15 protein-coding genes are annotated in these 20,906 nt (G+C 48.0%); 2 read left to right on the top strand and 13 right to left on the bottom strand.

Going from position 1 to position 20,906, the window contains the following annotated elements:
* Positions 1 to 85: 85 nt before the first annotated feature.
* The 6 genes from uvrC to QM657_RS11120 all read right to left on the bottom strand — a co-directional run bounded on the left by uvrC (position 86) and on the right by QM657_RS11120 (position 11,816).
* The gene (gene uvrC / locus QM657_RS11145; protein ID WP_415066731.1) at positions 86 to 1,954 is read right to left on the bottom strand and encodes an excinuclease ABC subunit UvrC; all 1,869 of its coding nucleotides are present in this window, start codon (positions 1,952 to 1,954) and stop codon (positions 86 to 88) included.
* A 49-nt stretch (positions 1,955 to 2,003) separates the two neighbouring features.
* Entirely contained in the window at positions 2,004 to 2,531 is a 528-nt protein-coding gene (locus QM657_RS11140) for a DUF1653 domain-containing protein (protein ID WP_415066730.1), read from the bottom strand.
* A 15-nt stretch (positions 2,532 to 2,546) separates the two neighbouring features.
* Positions 2,547 to 4,031 carry a putative glycoside hydrolase gene (locus QM657_RS11135; protein ID WP_415066728.1) on the bottom strand — a complete coding sequence of 495 codons (1,485 nt, stop codon included), beginning with the start codon at positions 4,029 to 4,031 and terminating at the stop codon, positions 2,547 to 2,549.
* Between the two features lie 157 nt (positions 4,032 to 4,188).
* Positions 4,189 to 5,034, bottom strand: a complete 846-nt coding sequence (locus tag QM657_RS11130; protein WP_415066727.1) for a Cof-type HAD-IIB family hydrolase — start codon at positions 5,032 to 5,034, stop codon at positions 4,189 to 4,191.
* A 248-nt stretch (positions 5,035 to 5,282) separates the two neighbouring features.
* Positions 5,283 to 9,797 carry an S-layer homology domain-containing protein gene (locus QM657_RS11125; RefSeq protein WP_415066726.1) on the bottom strand — a complete coding sequence of 1,505 codons (4,515 nt, stop codon included), beginning with the start codon at positions 9,795 to 9,797 and terminating at the stop codon, positions 5,283 to 5,285.
* Positions 9,798 to 9,980: 183 nt separating this feature from the next.
* Positions 9,981 to 11,816 (bottom strand): sensor histidine kinase, encoded by a 1,836-nt coding sequence (locus tag QM657_RS11120; RefSeq protein WP_415066725.1) that lies wholly within the window; start codon positions 11,814 to 11,816, stop codon positions 9,981 to 9,983.
* A 187-nt stretch (positions 11,817 to 12,003) separates the two neighbouring features.
* Here QM657_RS11120 and QM657_RS11115 point away from each other — a divergent pair, with 187 nt between their 5' ends.
* Positions 12,004 to 12,714, top strand: coding sequence for a response regulator transcription factor (locus QM657_RS11115; protein WP_415066724.1), 711 nt, complete (start codon positions 12,004 to 12,006; stop codon positions 12,712 to 12,714).
* A 16-nt stretch (positions 12,715 to 12,730) separates the two neighbouring features.
* On the opposite strand, the gene map is transcribed toward QM657_RS11115, so the two are convergent.
* Complete coding sequence (gene map, locus QM657_RS11110; RefSeq protein ID WP_415066723.1) at positions 12,731 to 13,603, bottom strand: type I methionyl aminopeptidase; 873 nt, start codon at positions 13,601 to 13,603, stop codon at positions 12,731 to 12,733.
* A gap of 232 nt (positions 13,604 to 13,835) precedes the next feature.
* On the opposite strand from map, the gene QM657_RS11105 reads away from it, so the two are divergent.
* Positions 13,836 to 15,314 (top strand): DUF1846 domain-containing protein, encoded by a 1,479-nt coding sequence (locus QM657_RS11105; protein WP_415066721.1) that lies wholly within the window; start codon positions 13,836 to 13,838, stop codon positions 15,312 to 15,314.
* A 139-nt stretch (positions 15,315 to 15,453) separates the two neighbouring features.
* On the opposite strand, the gene QM657_RS11100 is transcribed toward QM657_RS11105, so the two are convergent.
* From QM657_RS11100 to deoC, 6 genes are all read right to left on the bottom strand, one after another.
* Positions 15,454 to 15,954 (bottom strand): cyclophilin-like fold protein, encoded by a 501-nt coding sequence (locus QM657_RS11100; RefSeq protein WP_415066719.1) that lies wholly within the window; start codon positions 15,952 to 15,954, stop codon positions 15,454 to 15,456.
* Positions 15,955 to 16,206: 252 nt separating this feature from the next.
* A complete protein-coding gene (locus QM657_RS11095; RefSeq protein WP_415066718.1) occupies positions 16,207 to 16,815 on the bottom strand; it encodes a sugar O-acetyltransferase in 609 nt (202 codons plus the stop codon).
* Between the two features lie 169 nt (positions 16,816 to 16,984).
* Complete coding sequence (locus tag QM657_RS11090; RefSeq protein ID WP_415066717.1) at positions 16,985 to 17,872, bottom strand: LysR family transcriptional regulator; 888 nt, start codon at positions 17,870 to 17,872, stop codon at positions 16,985 to 16,987.
* A 173-nt stretch (positions 17,873 to 18,045) separates the two neighbouring features.
* Complete coding sequence (locus QM657_RS11085) at positions 18,046 to 19,218, bottom strand: iron-containing alcohol dehydrogenase (RefSeq protein WP_415066716.1); 1,173 nt, start codon at positions 19,216 to 19,218, stop codon at positions 18,046 to 18,048.
* Positions 19,219 to 19,474: 256 nt separating this feature from the next.
* Positions 19,475 to 20,005 carry an adenylate kinase gene (locus tag QM657_RS11080; protein WP_415066843.1) on the bottom strand — a complete coding sequence of 177 codons (531 nt, stop codon included), beginning with the start codon at positions 20,003 to 20,005 and terminating at the stop codon, positions 19,475 to 19,477.
* A gap of 124 nt (positions 20,006 to 20,129) precedes the next feature.
* The gene (deoC, locus tag QM657_RS11075; RefSeq protein ID WP_415066715.1) at positions 20,130 to 20,789 is read right to left on the bottom strand and encodes a deoxyribose-phosphate aldolase; all 660 of its coding nucleotides are present in this window, start codon (positions 20,787 to 20,789) and stop codon (positions 20,130 to 20,132) included.
* Between the last annotated feature and the right edge of the window lie 117 nt (positions 20,790 to 20,906).

The raw sequence follows: 20,906 nt of genomic DNA, 5'->3' as shown, positions 1-20,906 counted from the left end.
GAAAAGTGTCCTAAAAGAAACACATTCTATAAGCCATACTAACACAGGTTTCCCATTTTGAAAAGCTATAATAGGAAGTTCTGTGTCAGTGAAAAAATTCATATACGCTTTTTGCTGCGCGGGCATTCATGCCTGGCGTGGCCTCCAGCTCTTCCATGGCGGCCTCTTTTATGGCTTCCAGACTCTTGAAACTGCGCATCAATGCCTTTCTCCGGTTGGGACCGATATCCGGGATGTCATCTAAAATAGACTTCACCTGTCCCTTGCTCCTTAAGCTTCTGTGGTATTCAATGGCGAACCGGTGAGCCTCATCCTGGACTCTTGTAACCAGCTTAAACCCTTCGGAATGCCTGTCAATGGGGATTTCCACGTTGTTGTAATAAAGCCCTCTGGTACGGTGATTGTCATCCTTTACCATACCGCAGACCGGAATGGAAAGGTCCAGCTCCCGCAAAACCTCTAAGGCGATGTTCACCTGTCCCCGGCCTCCATCCATCATGATTAAATCCGGAAAACGGGTAAAGCTTCCCAGCTCCTCATCAACGCCCTTTTCTCTTAAGCTTTCCGCTTCCTGTAAGCCATGGGAAAATCTTCTGGTCAAGACCTCTTTCATGGAGGCGTAATCATTGGCTCCCTTGACCCACTTGATTTTAAATTTCCTGTAATCGTTTCTCTTTGGTTTTCCATCCTCGTAAACGATCATGGAGCCTACGGACTCAAAGCCGCTGATGTTGGAAATATCAAATGCCTCAATCCGCTTAATTCCAGAAAGACCAAGCCAGCCGCCCACTTCGTTCATGGCGCCTATGGTGCGAAGCTCCTGACGCTTGATCTTTTCCTTATCCTGGGAAAGAACGAGAGAAGCATTTTTCTCCGCCAGCTCCACCAGACGTTCTTTCTGGCCTTTCTTTGGAACCACGATCTTCACCTTCTGGCCTCTTTTGGCTGAAAGCCATTCTGCTATGACGGTTTCATCCTCAAGACCGGTCTGAATCCACAGCTCTTTGGGCACAAAAGGAGTTCCCGCATAAAACTGCTTCACAAAGCTGGTGAGAATCTGCCTGTTATCCTCTGCCGTGGCAATGTTCACATGGAAGTGCTCCCTTCCGATGAGCCTGCCCTCCCGAACGAAGAATACCTGCACCACAGCATCCTTTTCATCCTTTGCCATGGCAATGATATCCCGGTCTTCCATGCCGCTGTCCGTGATCTTCTGCTTCTGGGCAATCTGCCTGACGCTGTTTAACAAGTCCCGGTACTCAATGGCCTTTTCGTAATCCATTTCCTCCGATGCTGCCTGCATCTTTTCCTCCAGCATGTGAAGGACAGGCCCGTATTTTCCTCCCAGAAAATCCAGAGCCTGATTAATGGAATTCCAGTATTCGTCCCTGGTGATATAACCCTGGCAGGGGGCTTCGCACTGCTTGATGTGGTAATTCAAGCAGGGACGCTCCTTTCCGATGTCCCTTGGCAGGTTCCGGTTGCAGGTCCTTATCTTGTAAAGCTTATGAATCAGCTCAATGGTGTCCTTAACAGCTCCTGCGCTGGTATAAGGCCCGAAATACTTGCTTTTGTCCTTTTTCATGTCCCTGGAAAAAAGAACTCTGGGATAGTCCTCGTACACAGTCACCTTGATATAGGGATAGGTCTTGTCATCCTTTAACATGGTGTTGTAACGGGGACGGTGTTCCTTGATCAGGTTGCACTCTAAAACAAGAGCCTCCAGCTCCGAATCAGTTATGATGTATTCAAACCGGTGTATCCGGGATACCATCTGCTCGATCTTTGCCGTCTTGTTTCTGCTGCTCTGAAAATACTGCCTGACCCTGTTTTTTAAGCTGATCGCTTTTCCCACATAGATAATTTCGTCCCGCCCATCGTGCATAATATACACGCCAGGCTGGGACGGCAGTTTTTTTAACTCTTCTTCTATATTAAATTCGGTGTGATCCACGTAAATGCTCACCTCACTCCAGGGGCCTCTCTCTGCCCTAAGGGCAAATTCACCTTAGTCTTGTTCCATCGTATTTATTCTGCAGCTCCAGATAACGCTCCACCGCATAATACTTCTCTTCCGGTTCCGAATCCGCTCTTCCGATTTCCATGATTTCGCAGATAGCCAGAAGCTCTTCCGGAGAAAATCTCTCCTTCCGCTCCTTTAGAACCTCCAATTTATCATAATACGTGTCCGCGTCCAGAAATGCAAGAAGATTTTGATTGGATTTCTGATTTTCCTTTTCTTCCGGCACCGGAGCCGGGGATACCGGTTCTGCGGGGCTCACCGGTTCTTCCTGGCTCATCTCCACCCGCTCAAACCGGTATTCCTGCTTCACATCCGGATACTTTTCCCGGTCCACCGGACTGATGAACATGGGCAGAGGGCGGACATAGGTGGCAAAGGAGCCGTACAGCGCCTGATATACCACCATTTCTTCCCCTGTCTCCGAATGAACTGCAACCGTAATGATCTGATACATCTTATTTTTAAAATGCTTATAAAATTCCCCTGGCTTTGGCCTTCCCTGTTCCATGGCTTTCCTCACTTCCTAATTCCCGGCGCTTCCTGTGGTCACGATGACGACGGGAGGCTTGGTCCTGGCTTCCTTTTTTGTTTCCTCTGTTTCCTCAGGCAGCGTTTCTTCGGGCTTCACCTGACCCTTTGTTTCCTTTTCAGGCTTCTCCTGGGCCTGGGTTCCAGGCTGGAAGACCTCTGCACCGGAAGAATCTCCGCTCTCCTCCGAGGACTCCTCTAAGGCGCGGGACGCTTCTTCCGATTCTCTCCGGGCTTTTGACGCTGCCCTGGCAGCTTCTATGGTACGGGCCAGTTCTTCCGCTTCTGCCTGTCCCGCCTCTTTCGTCAAAAGGCCATCCCAGGTATAGCGGTTTGAGGCGCTCCAAAGAATCCATTCCTCATATCCGGCATCATAGACCGCCTGAATCTGAGCCCTGATTTCCTTTGGACCGTATGAAATGTAATTTTTAAGATAAGAAGCTGTAAAATCCTGAAGCCACGGGCGCACAATGGCCTGGTGCTGCCCTTCCACCCTGGCAGCCTCCAAGTCCCTGCTGGACATTTGCAAAGCTCCCCGGATGGTGCGGTAAGGCTCCGTATCCGGATGGTCGATGCCAAAATTGCCGTCTCCGTAGTGAGATGGGTAAATCATGGGGCAGATATAGTCCAAATGAGCCGCCATCTCGTGATAAATCTGGCCTACGGTATCGGCATCCACCTTGCTTCCTATGATGGTTCCAAACACATCGGCAGATACAAACACATCCTCTTTGGACAGCTTTTCATAAGCATACTTCACGAATTCCGTAATTACATCAGTCTTGGAACGGCCCTTTGTCTCAGCTTCATCAAAAACCACGTTTTTCATGGTGCTGTCGGTGGCAAACCGGATATAGTCAAACTGAATCTCATCAAAACCGGCCTTTGAGGCCTCAGTCCCCACCTCTACCAGATAGTCCCACACCTCTGTCCGGTAAGGATTGACCCAGGCCAGTCCCTGCTTGTCCCTGTGAATGCTTCCGTCCCGGTTCTTTAAGCTCCATTCCGGTTTCTTCTCAGCCAGATAAGGGTCTCTGAAAGCCACCACCCTGGCAATGGTATAGATTCCTCTGGCTTTTAAATCCGCCATCAGTTTGTCAATATCCCTGATATACCGTTCCGTTGCTCCGATCTCATTGACCGTGGGTGCATCCTCCATGGCAAAGGTAATCCTGCCGTCGTCATTCTTCACGTCAATGACCACCGCATTGATTTCAGTTCCTTCGATTTTATTCAAAATATCCTGAAATCCTTCTGAACCTGCCATATAGCCGGAAATATAAATCCCCTTTACCTTGACCGGTTTCTTTCCCGGTCCTGCCGGAACCTCCAGAATCACGCTCAATTCCTCTTCTTCCGTGGCCGGCTGGGTTTCTTCCGTCTTACTGCCTTGTTCTTCCGGCTCTGAAGTGCCTTTCAGCCTTCCGCAGCCCGAAGCAACCAGTGAGCATACAACCACTGCCAAAATCCATTTTTTCATAATACTCCCGTTCACTTTCTTTATGGTTTTAGGTCTGTTGTAATAAATATTTAATATTTTAACACATTTTGTAAAATTTTCCAACAAAATTTATATTTTCCTTTTTCAGACCGTGAAAAAGCCGCCATAACAGGCGGCCGGAAGTTTTCTTATGCTCTTAATTTTCACCTTCTTCAAAGCATTCCTTAAGCCCTGCAAGGAGCCCTTCGCTGTCATTGTCCAGAGTGATGCGGGAGGCGCTTTCCTGAACCTCTTTGGATGCATTTGCCATGGCATAGCTGGTTTTCACCGCCCTGAGCATGTCCATATCGTTGTGTCCGTCTCCGAAAGCGACGGCCTGGTCCATGGAAATCCCGAAATAATCGCAGAGAAATTCCACGCCCACCGACTTTCTCACCGCCCCATTCATGACCTCCAGATAATGCTCGTTTGATCTCGCCACAGTCAGGTGGGGGTAGTCCTTATGAAGCCGTTCCTGAACCTTTATGATCTCCTCCCCTTCTCCCATGAGAAGGAATTTATGGATTCCCTCTGCCGTTGCAAAAGTGCTTTCCACATCTCCCACACTGGATTTTAAGGTAGTGATGAACTCCTCTCTCATGACCCAGGGATTTTGGTCGTCATCCACCAACCATATGCTTCCGCCATAGGTGTTGCAGCAGATAGACGGGTACTCCTCATCGAGCATACTCTTGATCTTCACCGCCTCCTCTAAGCCGATCTGGCAGCTATAGAGGTGCTCTCCCTCTTTCCCTACCACCAGAGCACCGCTATAGCACACCATTGGGCTGGTGATTCCTGCCTGGGCCTGAATGGTGGTCATGGCCTCCGGCATGCGGGCCGAGACAAGGACGAAGGGAATTCCCTGGGCCTCCAGCCTTTGAATCTCCTTTGCCGTATCAGGGGTTACCTGATGGCTGCTGTTTAAGAGGGTGCCGTCAATGTCGCTGAATATGGCCTTATATTTCCTGCTGTCCCCTGTGTTTCCCTTACCTGTTTCCATTGTACTCAGCCTCCTGTTTTACTGTTTTAATAATCTGCTTATGATAATATTACCATCAGTCCTTTTATTTTCAAAGTTCTTTTTATACCTTCGTCTTTATTTTTGCTATGACAAAAAAGGGTGACATTTTTACGAAAATCAAAGTTGTTCAGCATACAGCCGAACAGTGACCGCAGACGTATCGGGAACTTCTTCTCACAGGCAAGCCAGCAGAGTATTGTGCGAAAATTGATAAGGCAGAGAATTTATTATTTCATTTTTATCATCCCGTTTGCATCGACCTCATAGCCGTCGATTTTGGTATTCCTGGCAAGCGTACCGGTGGTTTCAAAGAAATATTTCACTCCATCAATGGTCTGCCAGCCGGTTACAGCAGAACCGTTTTTGTAATACAGGTACTGGCCGTCATCATTCAGCGCCCAGCCCTGTGCGGTTGCGGGGTCAATGGTCAGCTTGATATAACGGTGGAGCATGGAACTGACCTCGGCGCGGGTGGCGTTGGATTGGGGATTGAATCTGTTGTTTATGCCACCCATCATGATGCCCGCCTGCTGCATAGCCGTTACCGCTGTTTTATAGGTGTTTCCAATGTCGGCGGCGTCCGCATAGATGGCGGCGGTACGGGTAACAGGCAGGGTGCAGCCGGTTGCCTTGGCGTAATTGGAGAAAATCACGGCGATTTCCTCACGGGTGATTGCCCGATCAGGAGCGAACTGACCGTTCCCGATCCCTTGCACGATGCCGTTCTTATATGCCCATTCGATATACGGACGGAACGCACTATCCGCTTTCACATCGGTAAAACCGTTGGTGGTATAGAGTCTGGTATCCACGCCTGCAAGCCGACCGAGGGCTGTCACCAGCACTTCTCTTGTCATAGGGGTATCCGGAGCAAAGGCCGTATTTGATGTACCGGAGAGCAGTTCTCTGCCTACCACATAATCAATGCTGTCCTTTGCCGGGTGGCTGCCGATGTCAGTCAGCTTGGCGCTGGGAGCCGTATAGCCTACACCGTACACGGAGAAGTGGTCGGTGGAGAAAATCACGCGTCTGCTGTTTGTATCATAAGCAGAATTGGCAATGCGGTTGATTTTTTTGTCTGCCCCTACATAGGCACCGTATAGGCAGCCGCCGAACTCATTCTTGCCGGGTTCCGCAGAAATACTGAGGGTGGAAGTGCCGGTTCCCAGCGAAGTGATATTGACTGTCTTTCCGTTTTTTGCAGAGCTTAGCGTGATGTCAAATGCGTTCCTCAGACCGGTTACTGTCGCCGGCTTTACGGTAATGGCAAGGCTGCCGCCGCTCTGTGCCTGAATCTGTTTCAGTGCCAGCCTATCAAAACTCATATTCACCGGCAGGCTGGAAATGCTGAAAGATGATACACCCGCTTCCAACAGATGATTCAGCGCAAAGCGTTCCAGCGTGATGGCAAACCCGGCAGCACCGGCGGCAGTCACCGAAATATTCACGCTGATCCCGTTTGCGGTGCTGCCTTTGGCCCTGGCGTCTGCCAGCACTTTCTCAAGCGCCGCCTTTACCATGCTGTCGGTGATGGTCAGGGTGGCGTTGCCATTTTGCACCTGTGCGGTGGCATTCACATTGGCAGCAGCAGGCTGGTTGGGCCTGATCGCAGGGACAACGGTTGTATCCCTTGAATCTCTGCTGTCATTATCGTTGTTTCCGCCATTATAGTGGTTGACAGCATTAAAAGTAACATTGATCCCGGATATTTGTGCGTAAAGGATGCTGTCCTCCGGCACAAATCGGGCTTCAAAGGTATTAGAGCCATATACTGTGGCTGCCGAGGGGGTTACCCATTCAAAATGTCCGCTGACAGCAGCCACGCCGCCTGTCAGTGAGATTTGTGACAAGGCTGTTCCGGTATAAACCGTACCGCTGACGGATGGGGATACAGTAATACCCGGAACAATCCCACCGATGGTAAAGGCTGTGGTGCCGGTACTGCCGGCATAGATACCCATACCTGTGATATGGATGACTGCGTTAGCTCCCCTTTCGGTGTTGTTGCTATAAGAGTAAGTGAAATGCACACCCTCGGTCAGAACTGTGGTTCCGTCCTTCACTTCCGGCGTAGGAGTGACCGGGCGGCCCGTATGGGCCTGTGTTCCTGCCTCAGCCACCGTGAAAGTAATTACACGGGGATTGACTGTAACCTTAAAGGCAGCGGACCTGGCATTGTAATCATGATCTGCCGCTTTTGTCACGGTGATACTCACCTCACCTACGCCGGTGGGCGTTAGTGCCGTACCTTCTATTTCGCCGGGGCCGTCGATTTTACTGAAGCTGAGAGCACCTGTGCCGGAGCCGCCGCTGACAAGGGTGAATAAATCCAGGGTTTCGCCATACTTCACTGAACTGTCCGGGGCGATTACACTGGCCTGTTGGGATTTCGTGAAGCTGTATTCCAGGGCTGTGCTGGTGTCGCTCTCATAATTGCTGTTTCCGCTGTATTCCACGGTGAAGCTGTAAGCATTATCCGCACCTGTCGGGGTAAAAGTTGCGGTATTGACCGGCAGGGTTACAGTTGCTATGGTATTTACCCCTGCCTTAAAGGTCAGGGTTCCGGTCCCATCGGAAGGAAGTGTGGCTGTCAGCGTTACACTGCCGGGACGGGACTGGGTGCTTGCAGGATTAGCTTCCAGCGTCAGGGAGGGCGTTGCTTTTGCCACATTCACCGTGATATTACCGGCAGCGGGTTCGTAGTTGCCGCTGGGGTCGGTGTAGACGGCGGGGAAAGTCTGTCCGTTGCCTGCCGCCGTGATTGGCGTTGACGAGTTCGTCCACACATAGTTTGCAGGCGGAGTAATATCCCCAAGGGTCAGCGTGGTTGTGTAGGTGGTATTCAGTGCAGACGGATTGACGAAGCTGCCCGCCGCTTTTGTAACAGTCACACCGCCGGAGGATAATTCACCGCTATAATTTGCCGCTGTAATACTTACGGTAATTGTGTTCCCAATGTCGGCGGACGTTAATTTATATGTGCTGTCCGTTCCTATAACGGTTGTTCCGCTGCGTTTCCATTGATACGCAAACGAACCCGGCTCGGATGAGGTTATACCGTCTGTATTCGCCGTCAGCACTGCACCGTAGAAAGGTGTGCCTGTGATTGATACCGAACCTTCTAACGATGGAAGTACTGCATCTGCCCCGCTGATAGTTCCTGTAATTGTACCTTTTTTTACGATTTTATGATTATTGGTGAGTATGCCGCTGATAGTCAGTGTGCTGCCGCTTTCAACAAGGATGGTCCCGTTGTTTGTCAGCGTTTTTCCGTCAGGTATGGTCAATGCTGCACCGTCCGGTATCGTCAGCGTGACACCGCCTGGAATCTCCGCATCGTCAGTGAGAGTAACCGTGCCATAGACTGTTCCGGTATTCCCCTCGATAATCGTACCGCTCCAACCAGCTTGGTTGTTTTTGTTGATTCCTCCATATAATGTGCTGGTACATATAATAAACGCATTTCCGCTTATGGTCGCAGACACAGATGCATCATAACCGCCCGTGCCGATTCCGTTTGCTATGACTGTGCCGCCGGAGATTTCGATAGTACCTCCTGTTTTATGTGCCCCGCCGCCAATCCCTTTTTGACTCCCGTTTGCAATTACAGTCCCGCCTGTAATCTTAATTGTTCCCGCATTACCATATCCGCCCCCGCCAATACCGGCAGGATCACCCGTTGAAGCAGAAGCCGTGGCTGTAACAATGCCTCCGTTGATTGTGATGACACCTCCATCTTCGCCTCCAATAGGGGTATAATTCCCACCTCCGCCAATGCCGGCAGCGTATCCATCGCCAATAGCTGTGACTGTGCCGCCGTTAATTGTGATAATGCCGCTTGCCTGTCCTTGATTACCGCCGATACCCGCACCAAAAATTTTACCTATTGCTGTCAGTGCACCCATATCATCTCCTGTAGACTGTGCGTATATGGTCAATTGATTGCTGCCCGAAACATGGATACCGGCACTGTCTGTGCTGGCGTTTACCGTCAGGTCGCAGCCATCGGTCAGGATAATCTTCACATTGCCGTTTACGGTGAGAGTGTTATGAATGGTCAGCGAACCGTCCGCATAATACCAGCCTTCTGACAGCGAGACAGTGGTTCCCTCAATCAGCGTTGCCGGTACAGGGCTCTGTGCCACACCGTTCTCATCCACATAATCAATATTATTAATCGTTAAAGTGCTCATAAGCCCCATCATCAGCTTTGGAGAAGTCTCCACCCCGACCGTAACCGAAATCTCCGGCAGGCTCACGCCATCGGCCAGAGCAAATCCCTCCGGCAGTGTCGGAGTGAAAAGATAGATATCCTCTATTTCCGGATTATAGGCCGGTTCAGAGCTCCATGTGACAGAAATGTCCTCCGTGAATTCTTCTTCCGGTTCGTCATCTGGTTCGCTGTTGGAAGCGGTGGCTTCGGATGGCGTTCCCTCTGCTTCTTCCTCTATATCGGAAACATCACCGGAGTCCCGTACAACGGTCAGTGCCGATCCTGTCACTACTGTAACAGAGAGCGCTCCCGGCAGATTTAATTCCTCCCAGGGCGTGCCCGTATCCACCGTCTGTGAGGTAACTTTCTCCGGCAGTTCCTCAAAACCGGTAATGGTATTACTGCTTATCCCAACCGGTACGGTTTCCGCATAAGCCGGTGTTGTCATACCGCCAAATGCCACCGCCGCAGACAGCAGCAGCGCCACCACCCGCTTGCCAAATGTTTTGTTGCTATATGACTGTATCATTGTCAGTCCTCCTTGTATCCTGCCCGGAAACGACTGTTCCGTAATTGATAAAGTTCCACCGTTAACTTTACCGTCTCTTGCGTTCTATCACAAGAAGGGATGCAAAACTGGTAGAAAAACCGACGTAACTCGCAAAAAAAGCTTGACGAGGGAATGGCCGCCCTGTCAAGCTGATTTTTTGGTCTATTTATCCTTTAGTGCCGCTGTAATGGTAAAGGTGCTTTCATCATAATCTATGTCAACCAGCCCATCGTAGGCATCTGCGATACGCCGGATTGTCCATAAGCCGTAGCCGTGTCCGTCACCGCCTTTGGTGGTTTGAAACTCACCATTCTCGCTTTGTATCTCTCCCGCTCTGCTGTTGACGCAGGTGATGCTCAGGTATGGCTCCCTCCGAACCATTGCCAAACGGATAAAGCGGTTTTCTTCATCGGGAATTGCTTCACATGCTTCCAGCGCATTGTCTGTCAGATTGGAAAGCAGGCTGTACAAATCCGGGTCAGCGATGTGCTGCGGCACTGCGTTCAGACTGAGTTCTACCGGGATGCCAAGAGGCCTCGCCTTTCGTATCAGGTTCCCAATCACTGCGTTGACAAGGAAATGCTCATGGTAAACCGCTTGGGACACCGTCTCCGCCTGCCCTAAGCAGCGTTCCAGATACTGAACAGCTTCATCGTGACGCCCATCCGTCAGATAGGTGTGCAGGGCAGCAAGGTGATTTCCTATCTCATGCTTCAAGCCGCCCACTTCTTTTATATGGGATTTAATCTGCTCGTAGCTGTCCTTTGCCAACCGGTTCTGCAAGGTCAGCACAGCACTCTCCCTCTGTCCACGGTAGTATCCGCCGAAAAACTTCCATATATTGTAAATCAGCACGCATAGAATCAACAGGAAATAGGTATCCCTGTAGGTGTACGGCACAACGCCCTGCCGTGTGTAGAATACGGTAAAATTATACAGCATCGAGACGTAGGCTACCAGCAGAAAGGGCGCTGCCAGCATCATCATACGGTTCTTCTTTACCGCCTCCAGTACCGCCAGTACGATGGTATAGGCAAGACCGGCCAGAAAAATATTGTTCACGGTAACCAACTGAGGCAGGTTTACCATACCGGTAAGCTGGAACAGGATTGCCGCCGCCGCAAATCCGTTGTGAAGAATGGCGGCGGGCAGCATCCATTTTTTGTAATGTTTAAAGGAAAAATAAAAGTAGAGCGACAGAGGCGCCTGAAAGGTGAAGTAAAGCCCCAGGCTGAATGCGGACACCCAAAATGGTGCAAAGAACTGGAATACAATGTATTCGGTGCAGACATAGTACAATGCCCAAATGACCGTGAACACACCGATGGCCAGGTTCTGCGGCTGGGAGAGGCTGCCGTGAAGCGTCTGCACTAATGTCAGTGCAATGATGCCAAGCCCAATCAGCAGGCACATCCCCATGAGAATGACCGAGCGCATCGAACGGGAGAGCGCATAGGCCTCCAACGAGGGAATCGTCCCCATAAGGATGGGACTGGTGCGACCGGAATAAAGGGCATAGGGAGAGGTCAGTTCGATTTCCAGCGTCTGATTCAGATAGTCCTCAGGCAGCAGGAGCAGATGCAGCGCCATGCCGGGATTCTTTCCTGACTCAGAGACCGGGTCAGTATAAAGCGGGCTGCCGTCCAGATACACATTGACGGTCTGATGGTTTGTGCGGATGAGTATGGCGGCTTCCTGCACCTCAGTATCAAGCAACCGCCGCAAGGTCATGATTTCACCGGGAGCAAGCATGGGGCCGGTACGCAGCGTGGCAAGCTCCGCCTGTTCAATCTCCCCCGCAGAATACTGCCAGCCCTCGGACAGGTCAATGACCTCTTTCATCAGATACGGCTGGCGGTATCCTTTGAAATAGAAGCTTAAAAAAACAATAACAGCCGCGGCGCAGAGCAGGAGTAATACGGTAAATACCACACTGCCACGCTCCGCCGATTGTGCTCTTTTCATAAAACCCTTTACAGGTGAATTCTTCATAGCCATAGCTCCCTCCCACAGCGCTCATAACAGCAGCGTTCTTTATTCATCCATTATACTGCAAGCCTTTCAAATGCGAAGCGCAGATACAAAACCGGTTAAAGAAACGACATAACCCGCGGATTTTGACAAACAGACTTCCGTAATCGGTCAAAAAATGGTATGCTGATCATAGGAAAGGGGGTGAACCCCGATGTACGAAGTTGCCTTATGCGAAGATGAGAACATCTTTTTTGAAGCGCAGAAAAAAATCTGCCGGAACATATTTGACAGGCTGAATATAGAATACCATATTTCCGGGTTCCGAAACAGCAGTGATTTTCTGAAAGCCTTTATGGAACAGGGAAATCGCTACGATCTGCTCCTTTTAGACATCCTCATGGATGGGGCGGATGGCATGGCTCTGGCCCGCAAGATAAGAGAATCAGATAGAGATGCGACGATTATTTTCATCACCTCCAGCCCGGATTTTGCCCTGCAAGGCTATGATGTGGGCGCCCTTCACTATTTAATGAAGCCCCTTGACGGCGAAAAACTGGAGCAATTGATCCATGCAGATTACCATAGCCGATTTTCAAATCATTTTTTTCTTTTTGAAACCCGCGAAGGGAAGCAGCGCGCAGCAATCAAAGATATCATCTGCCTTGAAACCGCAGGACGGAGGGTGGAGGTCACCATGCGGGAGGGACCCATCTATGTATCCGGTAAGCTCACCGACTTGCTGAATGAACTCCCAAAGGAGCAGTTTACCCGCTGCCATCAGGCGTATGTCGTCAATATCCAAAACATTCGGGAGCTTACCAAGCAGGATGCTATCGCCGTAAACGGGAAAGAAATCCCTGTCAGCCGCACCTATATGAAAGATGTGCAGAGGGCATTTGTACGGCAGATGCGGAGTAATTGAAGCGGATTGGCTCCACTTATTTTGCCAGCACCTCAGGCCCGTCTTCGGTGATCAGAATTGTATATTCCCATTGGGCTGATAAGCTTCCGTCTTTTGTGGAAACGGTCCAGCCGTCTTTTTCGTCGTGAATGACATCGGCATTTCCTGCATTGACCATCGGCTCAATGGTGAAGATCATTCCGGGAACCAGGAGCATATCAGTCCCTCTGGTGCCGATGTGGCTTACCCAGGGTTCTTCATGGAAATCCAGCCCAACCCCGTGTCCTCCGATTTCCCGCACCACCGTATACCCGTTGGCATAGACGTGTTCGGAAATGGCTGCTCCGATATTTCCCAGATGGCTCCAGGCACGGGCTTCCTTTAAGCCCATCTCCAGGCTTTCCTTGGCCACTCTGACCAGCTTCTCCGCTTCAGGGGATACCTTTCCCATGCAGTACATCCGGGAGGCATCGGCATAATAGCCGTTTACAATGGTGGTCACATCCACGTTGACGATGTCCCCCTCCTGTAAAATCCGTCCGGAGCTTGGAATGCCGTGGCAGACCACCTCATTGATGGAGGTGCACACGCTTTTGGGGTATCCTTCAAAATTTAAGGGGGCGGGTATGCCTCCCAGTCTGATGGTATTTTCATGAACCAGAGTGTTGATGTCTTCGGTGCTGATGCCCGGCTTTATGAACTCAGCCACAAGGTCGAGAATCTGATTGTTAATGACTCCGGCATGGCGGATTCCCTCGATCTGGTCCGGCAGCTTGATCATATTCCGCTCCGGGACCTCAACGCCCATAATGGCATAATTTTCAAGCTTCTGGTCAAAAGCCAGATGGCAGTTTTTATATTTGGCACCCCTGCCGCACCAGCAGGGATCGTTTCTTCCTATTTTGTACATATATTTCCTCCAATCTTCCTGACCCTCAGGGGTCCTCTCTTTGCCTTTCGGACAAATTCACCTAACGAATGTTTTAACACGTTTGCAGTCCGTTGTAAAGAAAAAAATCCATGGCAATTTCAGGATTAGTATGATACAATTAACGTTATGGTTCAGCCATGCCATTTATGATCTGGCTGATACAACACATTCTTGAAAAACGCAAATTTGGGTTTTATAACCGGAGGGACAAATGAAATTCGGATTCGATAACAAAAAATATTTAACCATGCAGTCAGAACACATTAAAGAACGAATCGGCCAGTTTGGGGACAAGCTCTATCTGGAATTCGGAGGAAAGCTGTTTGACGATTACCACGCTTCCAGGGTGCTTCCCGGATTTGAGCCCGACAGCAAGCTGCGGATGCTGATGCAGTTGGCAGACCAGGCAGAAATCGTCATCGCCATTAATGCCGCCGACATTGAGAAAAATAAAATCCGCCATGATCTTGGGATCACGTATGACGTGGATGTGTTCCGTTTGATTCAGTCCTTTACGGATAAGGGTCTTTATGTGGGAAGCGTTGTCATCACCCAGTATTCCGGACAGAAAGCGGCAGATTTATTTAAAAGCAAGCTGGAAAAAATGGGCATCAAGGTATACCGCCACTACATCATTGACGGCTATCCAGGCAATATCGCTACCATTGTCAGCGATGAAGGATACGGCAGAAATGATTATATAGAAACAACCAAACCCCTTGTGATCATAACCGCACCGGGACCGGGAAGCGGAAAGATGGCCACCTGCCTTTCTCAGCTTTACCATGAAAATACGCGGGGAGTCAAGGCCGGATATGCCAAATTTGAGACATTTCCCATCTGGAATATTCCTTTAAAGCATCCGGTGAATCTGGCTTATGAGGCCGCTACTGCGGACTTAAATGACGTAAATATGATTGACCCCTTCCACCTGGAGGCTTACGGCAAAACTACCGTTAATTACAACCGGGATGTGGAGATTTTTCCTGTGTTAAGCGCTATTTTTGAAGGCATTTACGGGGAATGCCCTTATAAATCACCGACTGACATGGGCGTGAATATGGCTGGTTTCTGCATCGTGGATGACGCTGTATGCAGAGAGGCTTCCATGCAGGAGATCATCAGACGGTATTATCAGGCTCTTACCCGTCTGGCAAGGGACATGGGCTCCAAGGACGAGGTCTATAAGCTGGAGCTTCTGATGAAGCAGGCAAAGATCACCACTGACATGAGAAAGCCTGTAAAAGCCGCCAATGACCGGGCTCTTATAAAAGGCGGTCCGGCTGCTGCTCTGGAACTGGAGGACGGCACCATTGTCACTGGAAAGACTACCAACTTATTAGGCGCTTCCGCTGCCCTTTTGCTGAATGCGGTCAAGGTTCTGGGAGATATTCCTCATGACGTCCACCTGATTTCTCCGTCTGCCATTGAGCCGATTCAGAAATTGAAGGTCAACTACCTTGGCAGCAAAAATCCACGGCTTCACACGGATGAGATTTTAATTGCGCTGTCCACCTGCGCTGCGACTGATCCAAATGCTCAAAAAGCTCTGGAACAGCTTCCCAGGCTGAAAGGGTGTGATGCGCATACTTCGGTGCTTCTTTCTAATGTGGATATTAAGACGTTTAAGAAATTAGGGGTGAATCTGACCTGCGAACCGATTTATGAGCAGAAGAAGATTTATCATTGATAAGTTTATAATCGAACAAGGGTATTTCCAAGGCCGTTATGGGATTTGGAAGTACCCTGTTTTATTTGCTGCGCGGATTCTCTCCAGTTATACGCGCTCTAAAAAAGAATGCGTCACGTGCGCCTGTCAGAGAACTTTTTTATTCATTTTTCGATGTATTGTCGATGCGAAAAGTCACCTCAACACTGCCGTTTCCAAGAGCATCCGTCAAGCCGCTCACATCCTCCATATAGCCAAGCCTTGTATAGCTGTAAGAGGTGGGAAAGCTCTCATAGAACAATACCAGGCAATCGGAGCCATAAAGCATTAAGTCACCGGCTTTGATATTTCCTACTCTCTCGTTGCTGACAGGAAATGGATGTGGGAAAAAGTAAAATTTTTCGTTTCCATTTAAGTCTTCCATGTCCAAAGTAAGGGGCAGCTTCTTCGTAAAATCTCTTGCAGACTCATTGTCATATAGGGTTACGGAAAAAGATTTATCTCCGATTTGAACAGTTACCTTTGGCATAGTAATATCGAGGGGGTCTTCCTGTGAGCTTAATTCTGCCAGAGCAGAAGGATTGGACAGTGATGCTGGAGTTTCCTGTTTTGATTCTTCCTTTTGGTTTGATTTCTTTGTCTCAGCATTTGAACTTTGCACCTCAGAAACAGAAGAAGACTGGGTTGCATTTGCGGAAACCTCTGAAGCCTGAGAAGTTGAAGGAGGACCAGAACATCCGGCCAAAACAATCAAACTTATAACTGAAAGAAAAAAAGGTATCAGTTTTTTCATTGAATTTATTCACTCCTTTCCGGTTTAAAATACTTTTACGAACTGATTGTATTCCTTCGCCAAAAATTCCAGGTTGCTGCCTTTATGAATCTGGCAAAAGAGGGGAAACTTTTTCACTCATTATTTTTCCTCCTTTGAACCATCGACTTTTTTGATGAATTTAGCCGGAACACCGCCTGCAATAGTATTTGCCGGAACATCTTTTGTCACTACCGCCCCGGCAGCGATGACGGCTCCGTCGCCGATGGTGACTCCGGCAAGGACTGTTGCATTCGAGCCAATCCACACATTTTTCCCGATTACAATGGGGGCCGGGTGCATGGTGCCGCGGTTTTCCGGGGAGAGGTCATGGTTGAGAGTAGCCATAACCACGTTATGTCCGATCAGGGAACCGTCACCGATGGTAATGCCGCCCTGATCCTGAAATTTACATCCTGCATTGATGAATACATCTTTGCCTATGGTGATGTTTTTTCCGCAGTCCGTATGGAAGGGCGGGAACATGGCAAAGGATTCATCCACCGGATTTCCAATCAATTCTGACATGATGCTGCGGATTTCTTCCGGTGTATGATACGTATTGTTCAACTCAGCGGTAATCTTCAATGCTTCCTGACTCACCTTATGCATAAAAAGGTGGGCTTCTGATCCCCCAATAACAGCCAGTCCACGATTTAAATGATCTAAAAAATCCTTTAATTCCACTTTATTCTTCCTCACTTTCAACATTGGATGTTTTTATACTCTTATTATATGGAACGTATGCCATCATATAAAATACTTATATTAAATATTGTTTTATGCTTAAAAGGTATCATTTAAAAAATCAAAAACCGTTCTGCATGTCAAAGAAACATACGGAACGGTTTTACTGCTTTTATTTACTTTAGGGCTTAAGCTATTCGGCAAATTCTTTTTGCAGTCTCTTTAAAAAAACTTCCGCCGCTTTTGAAAATACCTGATATTTTTTCCAGACGACATACCAGCGGGCTTCCAGTTTAGGCTTTAACGGCCGGAAGCAGAGCTCGCTCTCTTCGGATGTGCTGATAATTTTGTCAAGACACAATGCGCAGCCGATATTGTCCTTTACCAAAAGAGATGCATTATAGAGAAGGGTGTAGGTAGCTACCTGATTCAGCTTTTCATAGTCATCTTTCAGCCATTTTGAAAATGCATGGCTGGTCAGCCGCTGGCTTGAGCTGATGAGAGGAATCCCCCATAAGTCACCGGCCTCAATGGAATCTTTCCCGGCAAGAGGATGGTCTTTCCTCATGAGAAGTCCCCATGTATCCGCAGCAGGAAGAGAAATTGAGTCATACTTTGAAAGATTAGACGGCTCCGTCAAAACCCCAAAATCAATTAAACCGTTATCCAGCCGTTCTGTCACATTGTCCGCATTTCCGCTGAAAAAATGAAAGCGTATATCGGGATATTCCTCCCGGATTCCTTTGATTTGCCTAGACAGCAGGCTGATCACATGGGTTTCTCCGCTGCCGATGTGTATATTGCCGCTGATGCTCTCTCCCGGTGCCGCCAGTTCTGATTCTGTTTTTTCTACCAGGTCCAATATTTCTTCCGCCCGTTTGCGGAGCAGCGTCCCTTCTTCTGTCAATGTGATGGTCCTGTTTCCGCTGCTGCGCAAAAACAGTTTCACCCCCAAATCCGATTCCAGTTCCATGAGCTGACGCGAAAGAGTGGGTTGAGTTACGTGAAGATTTTTTGCGGCATTTGAGATATTTTCTTCTCTGGCAACAGCTAAAAAATAACGAAGCACTCTTATATCCATGAGTTTTTCCTCCCTCGCTGTATACTTCCATATGCTCTATGGTATCACAAATAATCATATCTTTAAAGCATGGTATTATATTAAATATGACTATATTGCATATTTATTTTTAAAAAATATAACAATGATATGGAAAAAGCCGGTACATATCCGTTATGTACCGGCTTACAATTCTATTTACCCATACTATCCTTTAAAACCTGTAAGACCTCATCGCTGGACAGCACCTTGTAGCCTCCATCCAGAATAAACACGCCATTTGCAATACCTTCCAGCATATCCTCAGTCACACCCAGTTCCTCAATATTCAGGACCACACCGATTTCTTTCATATAGTCCTCCATACGGGATAAGCCTTCTTTTGCAATCTCTTCATCGCTTTTCCCTTCCGGCTTGACATCCCAGACATTGACTGCATACCGTTTGAATTTCTGAAGCCCATAAGGCATAATAAGGCGGTAGTAAGGAAGTGAAACGGCCGATAACGTCATACCGTGAGTCGCATCGGTATAAGCGCCCACTGACTGTCCAAGCATATGCACCATCCAGTCTGTTGTCTTCCCCTTAGCCACAAGCGTATTAAGTGCCCAGGTGGCTATCCACATAATATTGCTTCTGGCTTCATAATCCTCTGGATTTTTAACTGCAATTTTAGAGCTGTGAATCAGAGACTTTAAAAGGCCTTCCATCAGATAATCGGAAGTGTTGTCATCTTCACCGGAAAAATACTGCTCCAGGATGTGAGACATGATATCGAAAAAACCGGCGGCCATCTGATACTTGGGAAGGGTAAAGGTATATACCGGATTGAGAATTGAAAACCTGGGAAATACGTTTTCGCCGAATACATGACCGATTTTCAGCTTCTGTTCCTGATTGGTGATTACAGCACCGCCATTCATCTCTGAACCGGTTCCCACCATCGTCAATATGCAGCCTACCGGGATAATTTCATTATCCACATCTTCCATGCGAAGATAGTATTTATCCCACGGATCTTCTTTGCAATGAACGGATACCGAAACCGCCTTGGCATAGTCACATACAGAACCGCCGCCAACAGCCAGAATCAAATCCACGCTGCCCTTTCTGGCCCGTTCACATCCTTCATAGAGCTTTTCCACTGTTGGATTTGGCATAATCCCGGCATCTTCAAAAATTTCCTTGCCGCATGATTTTAAAATCTCAACAACCTGATCGTATAAACCATTCTTTTTGATGGAACCTCCGCCATAAACCAGAAGAATATTTTTTCCATATTGCATCAGCTCTTCACGCAGATAATCTAAAGAATTTTCTCCAAAATAGAGCTTTGTCGGGTTTGAATAAGTAAAATTTCCTAACATAATTGAATTCCTCCTATATGCTTTTCTGCAGGCCTGTCACTTGATTATCAGTTTATTTTAAGTCACAAATCTTTAAATATCAAATGCTTATAAGTAATGAATTTATATACTTAAAAAGCATAAATTACTACGTCAATGTCGTTTTAATCGGAAGGTATTTTCGGAGATAAAATCAATATGATTATTTTCCCATCTTCTTTACTATAACAAGGTCATCGATTCAGCATCAAAAATAATGTGCCCCTGAACTTCATTACTAATCTGGCATATCGGCTGGAAAAGCAGTATCTTCTTCATAATTATCCCGTATCAAAATACAGTTACAGTTATATTTTTCGCACATCCGAAAATTCTCAGCATTTTCGCGGAGCACTGATTCCATGGTACAATAGGAATCGTCAATTCTGTTTTCAATGAAATCAGCGTATTTTTTTATATCCGCGAAATGGGACTCGATATATTCCTCTGTCATGATGAGGCAATAGTATTGAATCTCTTTTAAATATTCATCACTAAAATCACGTTTCCATTCAAAAGGAATGTACACTCCTTCCACCACAAGATTCTGATGATTTTCTATTGCTGTTTTTATAATCTCCCGCACAATGGGCCAGAGATATTCCATTAATTTCCCGTCGTCTTCCGGTGTTAATTTTGTATTACCGCTTCTGATAAGTCCCATTTTTAAATGATCAATGGATAAGTAGGGATATTTATACTTTTCCAACAGCCTTTGTGCCAATGCGGTTTTTCCTGTATGGGAAGCCCCTGCAATTAAAATAATCATTGTTCTCACCTCAAACTGACAAATCCTTTTTATCCGCGCCTGCCAAACTTCATTTAAAAATATAGCACTGCATATTTTCCCATTAATATGCAGTGCTAACAGATGAAAGCAGTCCAGAAACCGCTTATAAAGAGTCCTTCTTTTGTGCCGCCAGCTTAACCGCTGCACTCGCCCCTACACGGCTGCATCCGGCATCAATATAAGCCTTTAAATCTTCCAGAGTTTTAACCCCTCCGGCTGCCTTGATCTTCACGTCAGGTCCGATGTGCTTTTTAAATAATTCGATATCCTGGAGCGTTGCTCCTGCGGTTCCAAATCCGGTAGATGTCTTGATATAATCAGCCCCTGCGGCTGTCACTGCCTCGCACATGGCAATTTTCTCTTCCTCTGTCAGATAGCAGGTTTCGATGATGACCTTTAAGATATTGCTTCCTGCAGCCTTTTTCAGCTCTGCAATTTCCTTCTCCACCTTGCCGTAATCACCATTTTTCACATCACTGATATTGACTACCATATCCACCTCAGCGGCTCCGTCCTCAATGGCTTTCTCCGTTTCAAGAACCTTCGATTCCGTCACGCTGTAGCCCAGAGGAAATCCGACTACTGTACAGATATTCAAGCCCGGAAATGCCTCTTTGACCCGGCTGATATAACACGGCGGAATGCAGACAGAAGCTGTGTGATATTCCACCGCTTCCTTACAAAGCTCCTCGATTTCCTCCCATGTGGCAAATGCTTTTAACAGGGTATGATCTACATAACCCAACATTTCTAAATCCGTCATCTGTTTCTCCTCCCATTTTACCCCCCAGGGGGTCCTCTCTTTACCCTTCGGGCAAATTCACCTTACCCCCCAGGGGGTCCTCTCTTTACCCTTCGGGCAAATTCACCTTACCCCCCA

Origin of the sequence: Lacrimispora sp. (assembly GCF_047605665.1) — a bacterium.
Lineage (GTDB): Bacteria > Bacillota > Clostridia > Lachnospirales > Lachnospiraceae > Lacrimispora.
This window is presented reverse-complemented; position numbering and strand designations above follow the sequence as displayed.

Bases quoted from the DNA above. Each gene is read 5' to 3' on its own strand.
- QM657_RS11140 (WP_415066730.1), bottom strand. From the start codon at position 2,531: ATGGAACAGGGAAGGCCAAAGCCAGGGGAATTTTATAAGCATTTTAAA.
- QM657_RS11135 (WP_415066728.1), bottom strand. From the start codon at position 4,031: ATGAAAAAATGGATTTTGGCAGTGGTTGTATGCTCACTGGTTGCTTCG.
- QM657_RS11130 (WP_415066727.1), bottom strand. From the start codon at position 5,034: ATGGAAACAGGTAAGGGAAACACAGGGGACAGCAGGAAATATAAGGCC.
- QM657_RS11125 (WP_415066726.1), bottom strand. From the start codon at position 9,797: ATGATACAGTCATATAGCAACAAAACATTTGGCAAGCGGGTGGTGGCG.
- QM657_RS11120 (WP_415066725.1), bottom strand. From the start codon at position 11,816: ATGGCTATGAAGAATTCACCTGTAAAGGGTTTTATGAAAAGAGCACAA.
- QM657_RS11115 (WP_415066724.1), top strand. From the start codon at position 12,004: ATGTACGAAGTTGCCTTATGCGAAGATGAGAACATCTTTTTTGAAGCG.
- map (WP_415066723.1), bottom strand. From the start codon at position 13,603: ATGTACAAAATAGGAAGAAACGATCCCTGCTGGTGCGGCAGGGGTGCC.
- QM657_RS11105 (WP_415066721.1), top strand. From the start codon at position 13,836: ATGAAATTCGGATTCGATAACAAAAAATATTTAACCATGCAGTCAGAA.
- QM657_RS11095 (WP_415066718.1), bottom strand. From the start codon at position 16,815: ATGTTGAAAGTGAGGAAGAATAAAGTGGAATTAAAGGATTTTTTAGAT.
- QM657_RS11090 (WP_415066717.1), bottom strand. From the start codon at position 17,872: ATGGATATAAGAGTGCTTCGTTATTTTTTAGCTGTTGCCAGAGAAGAA.
- QM657_RS11085 (WP_415066716.1), bottom strand. From the start codon at position 19,218: ATGTTAGGAAATTTTACTTATTCAAACCCGACAAAGCTCTATTTTGGA.
- QM657_RS11080 (WP_415066843.1), bottom strand. From the start codon at position 20,005: ATGATTATTTTAATTGCAGGGGCTTCCCATACAGGAAAAACCGCATTG.
- deoC (WP_415066715.1), bottom strand. From the start codon at position 20,789: ATGACGGATTTAGAAATGTTGGGTTATGTAGATCATACCCTGTTAAAA.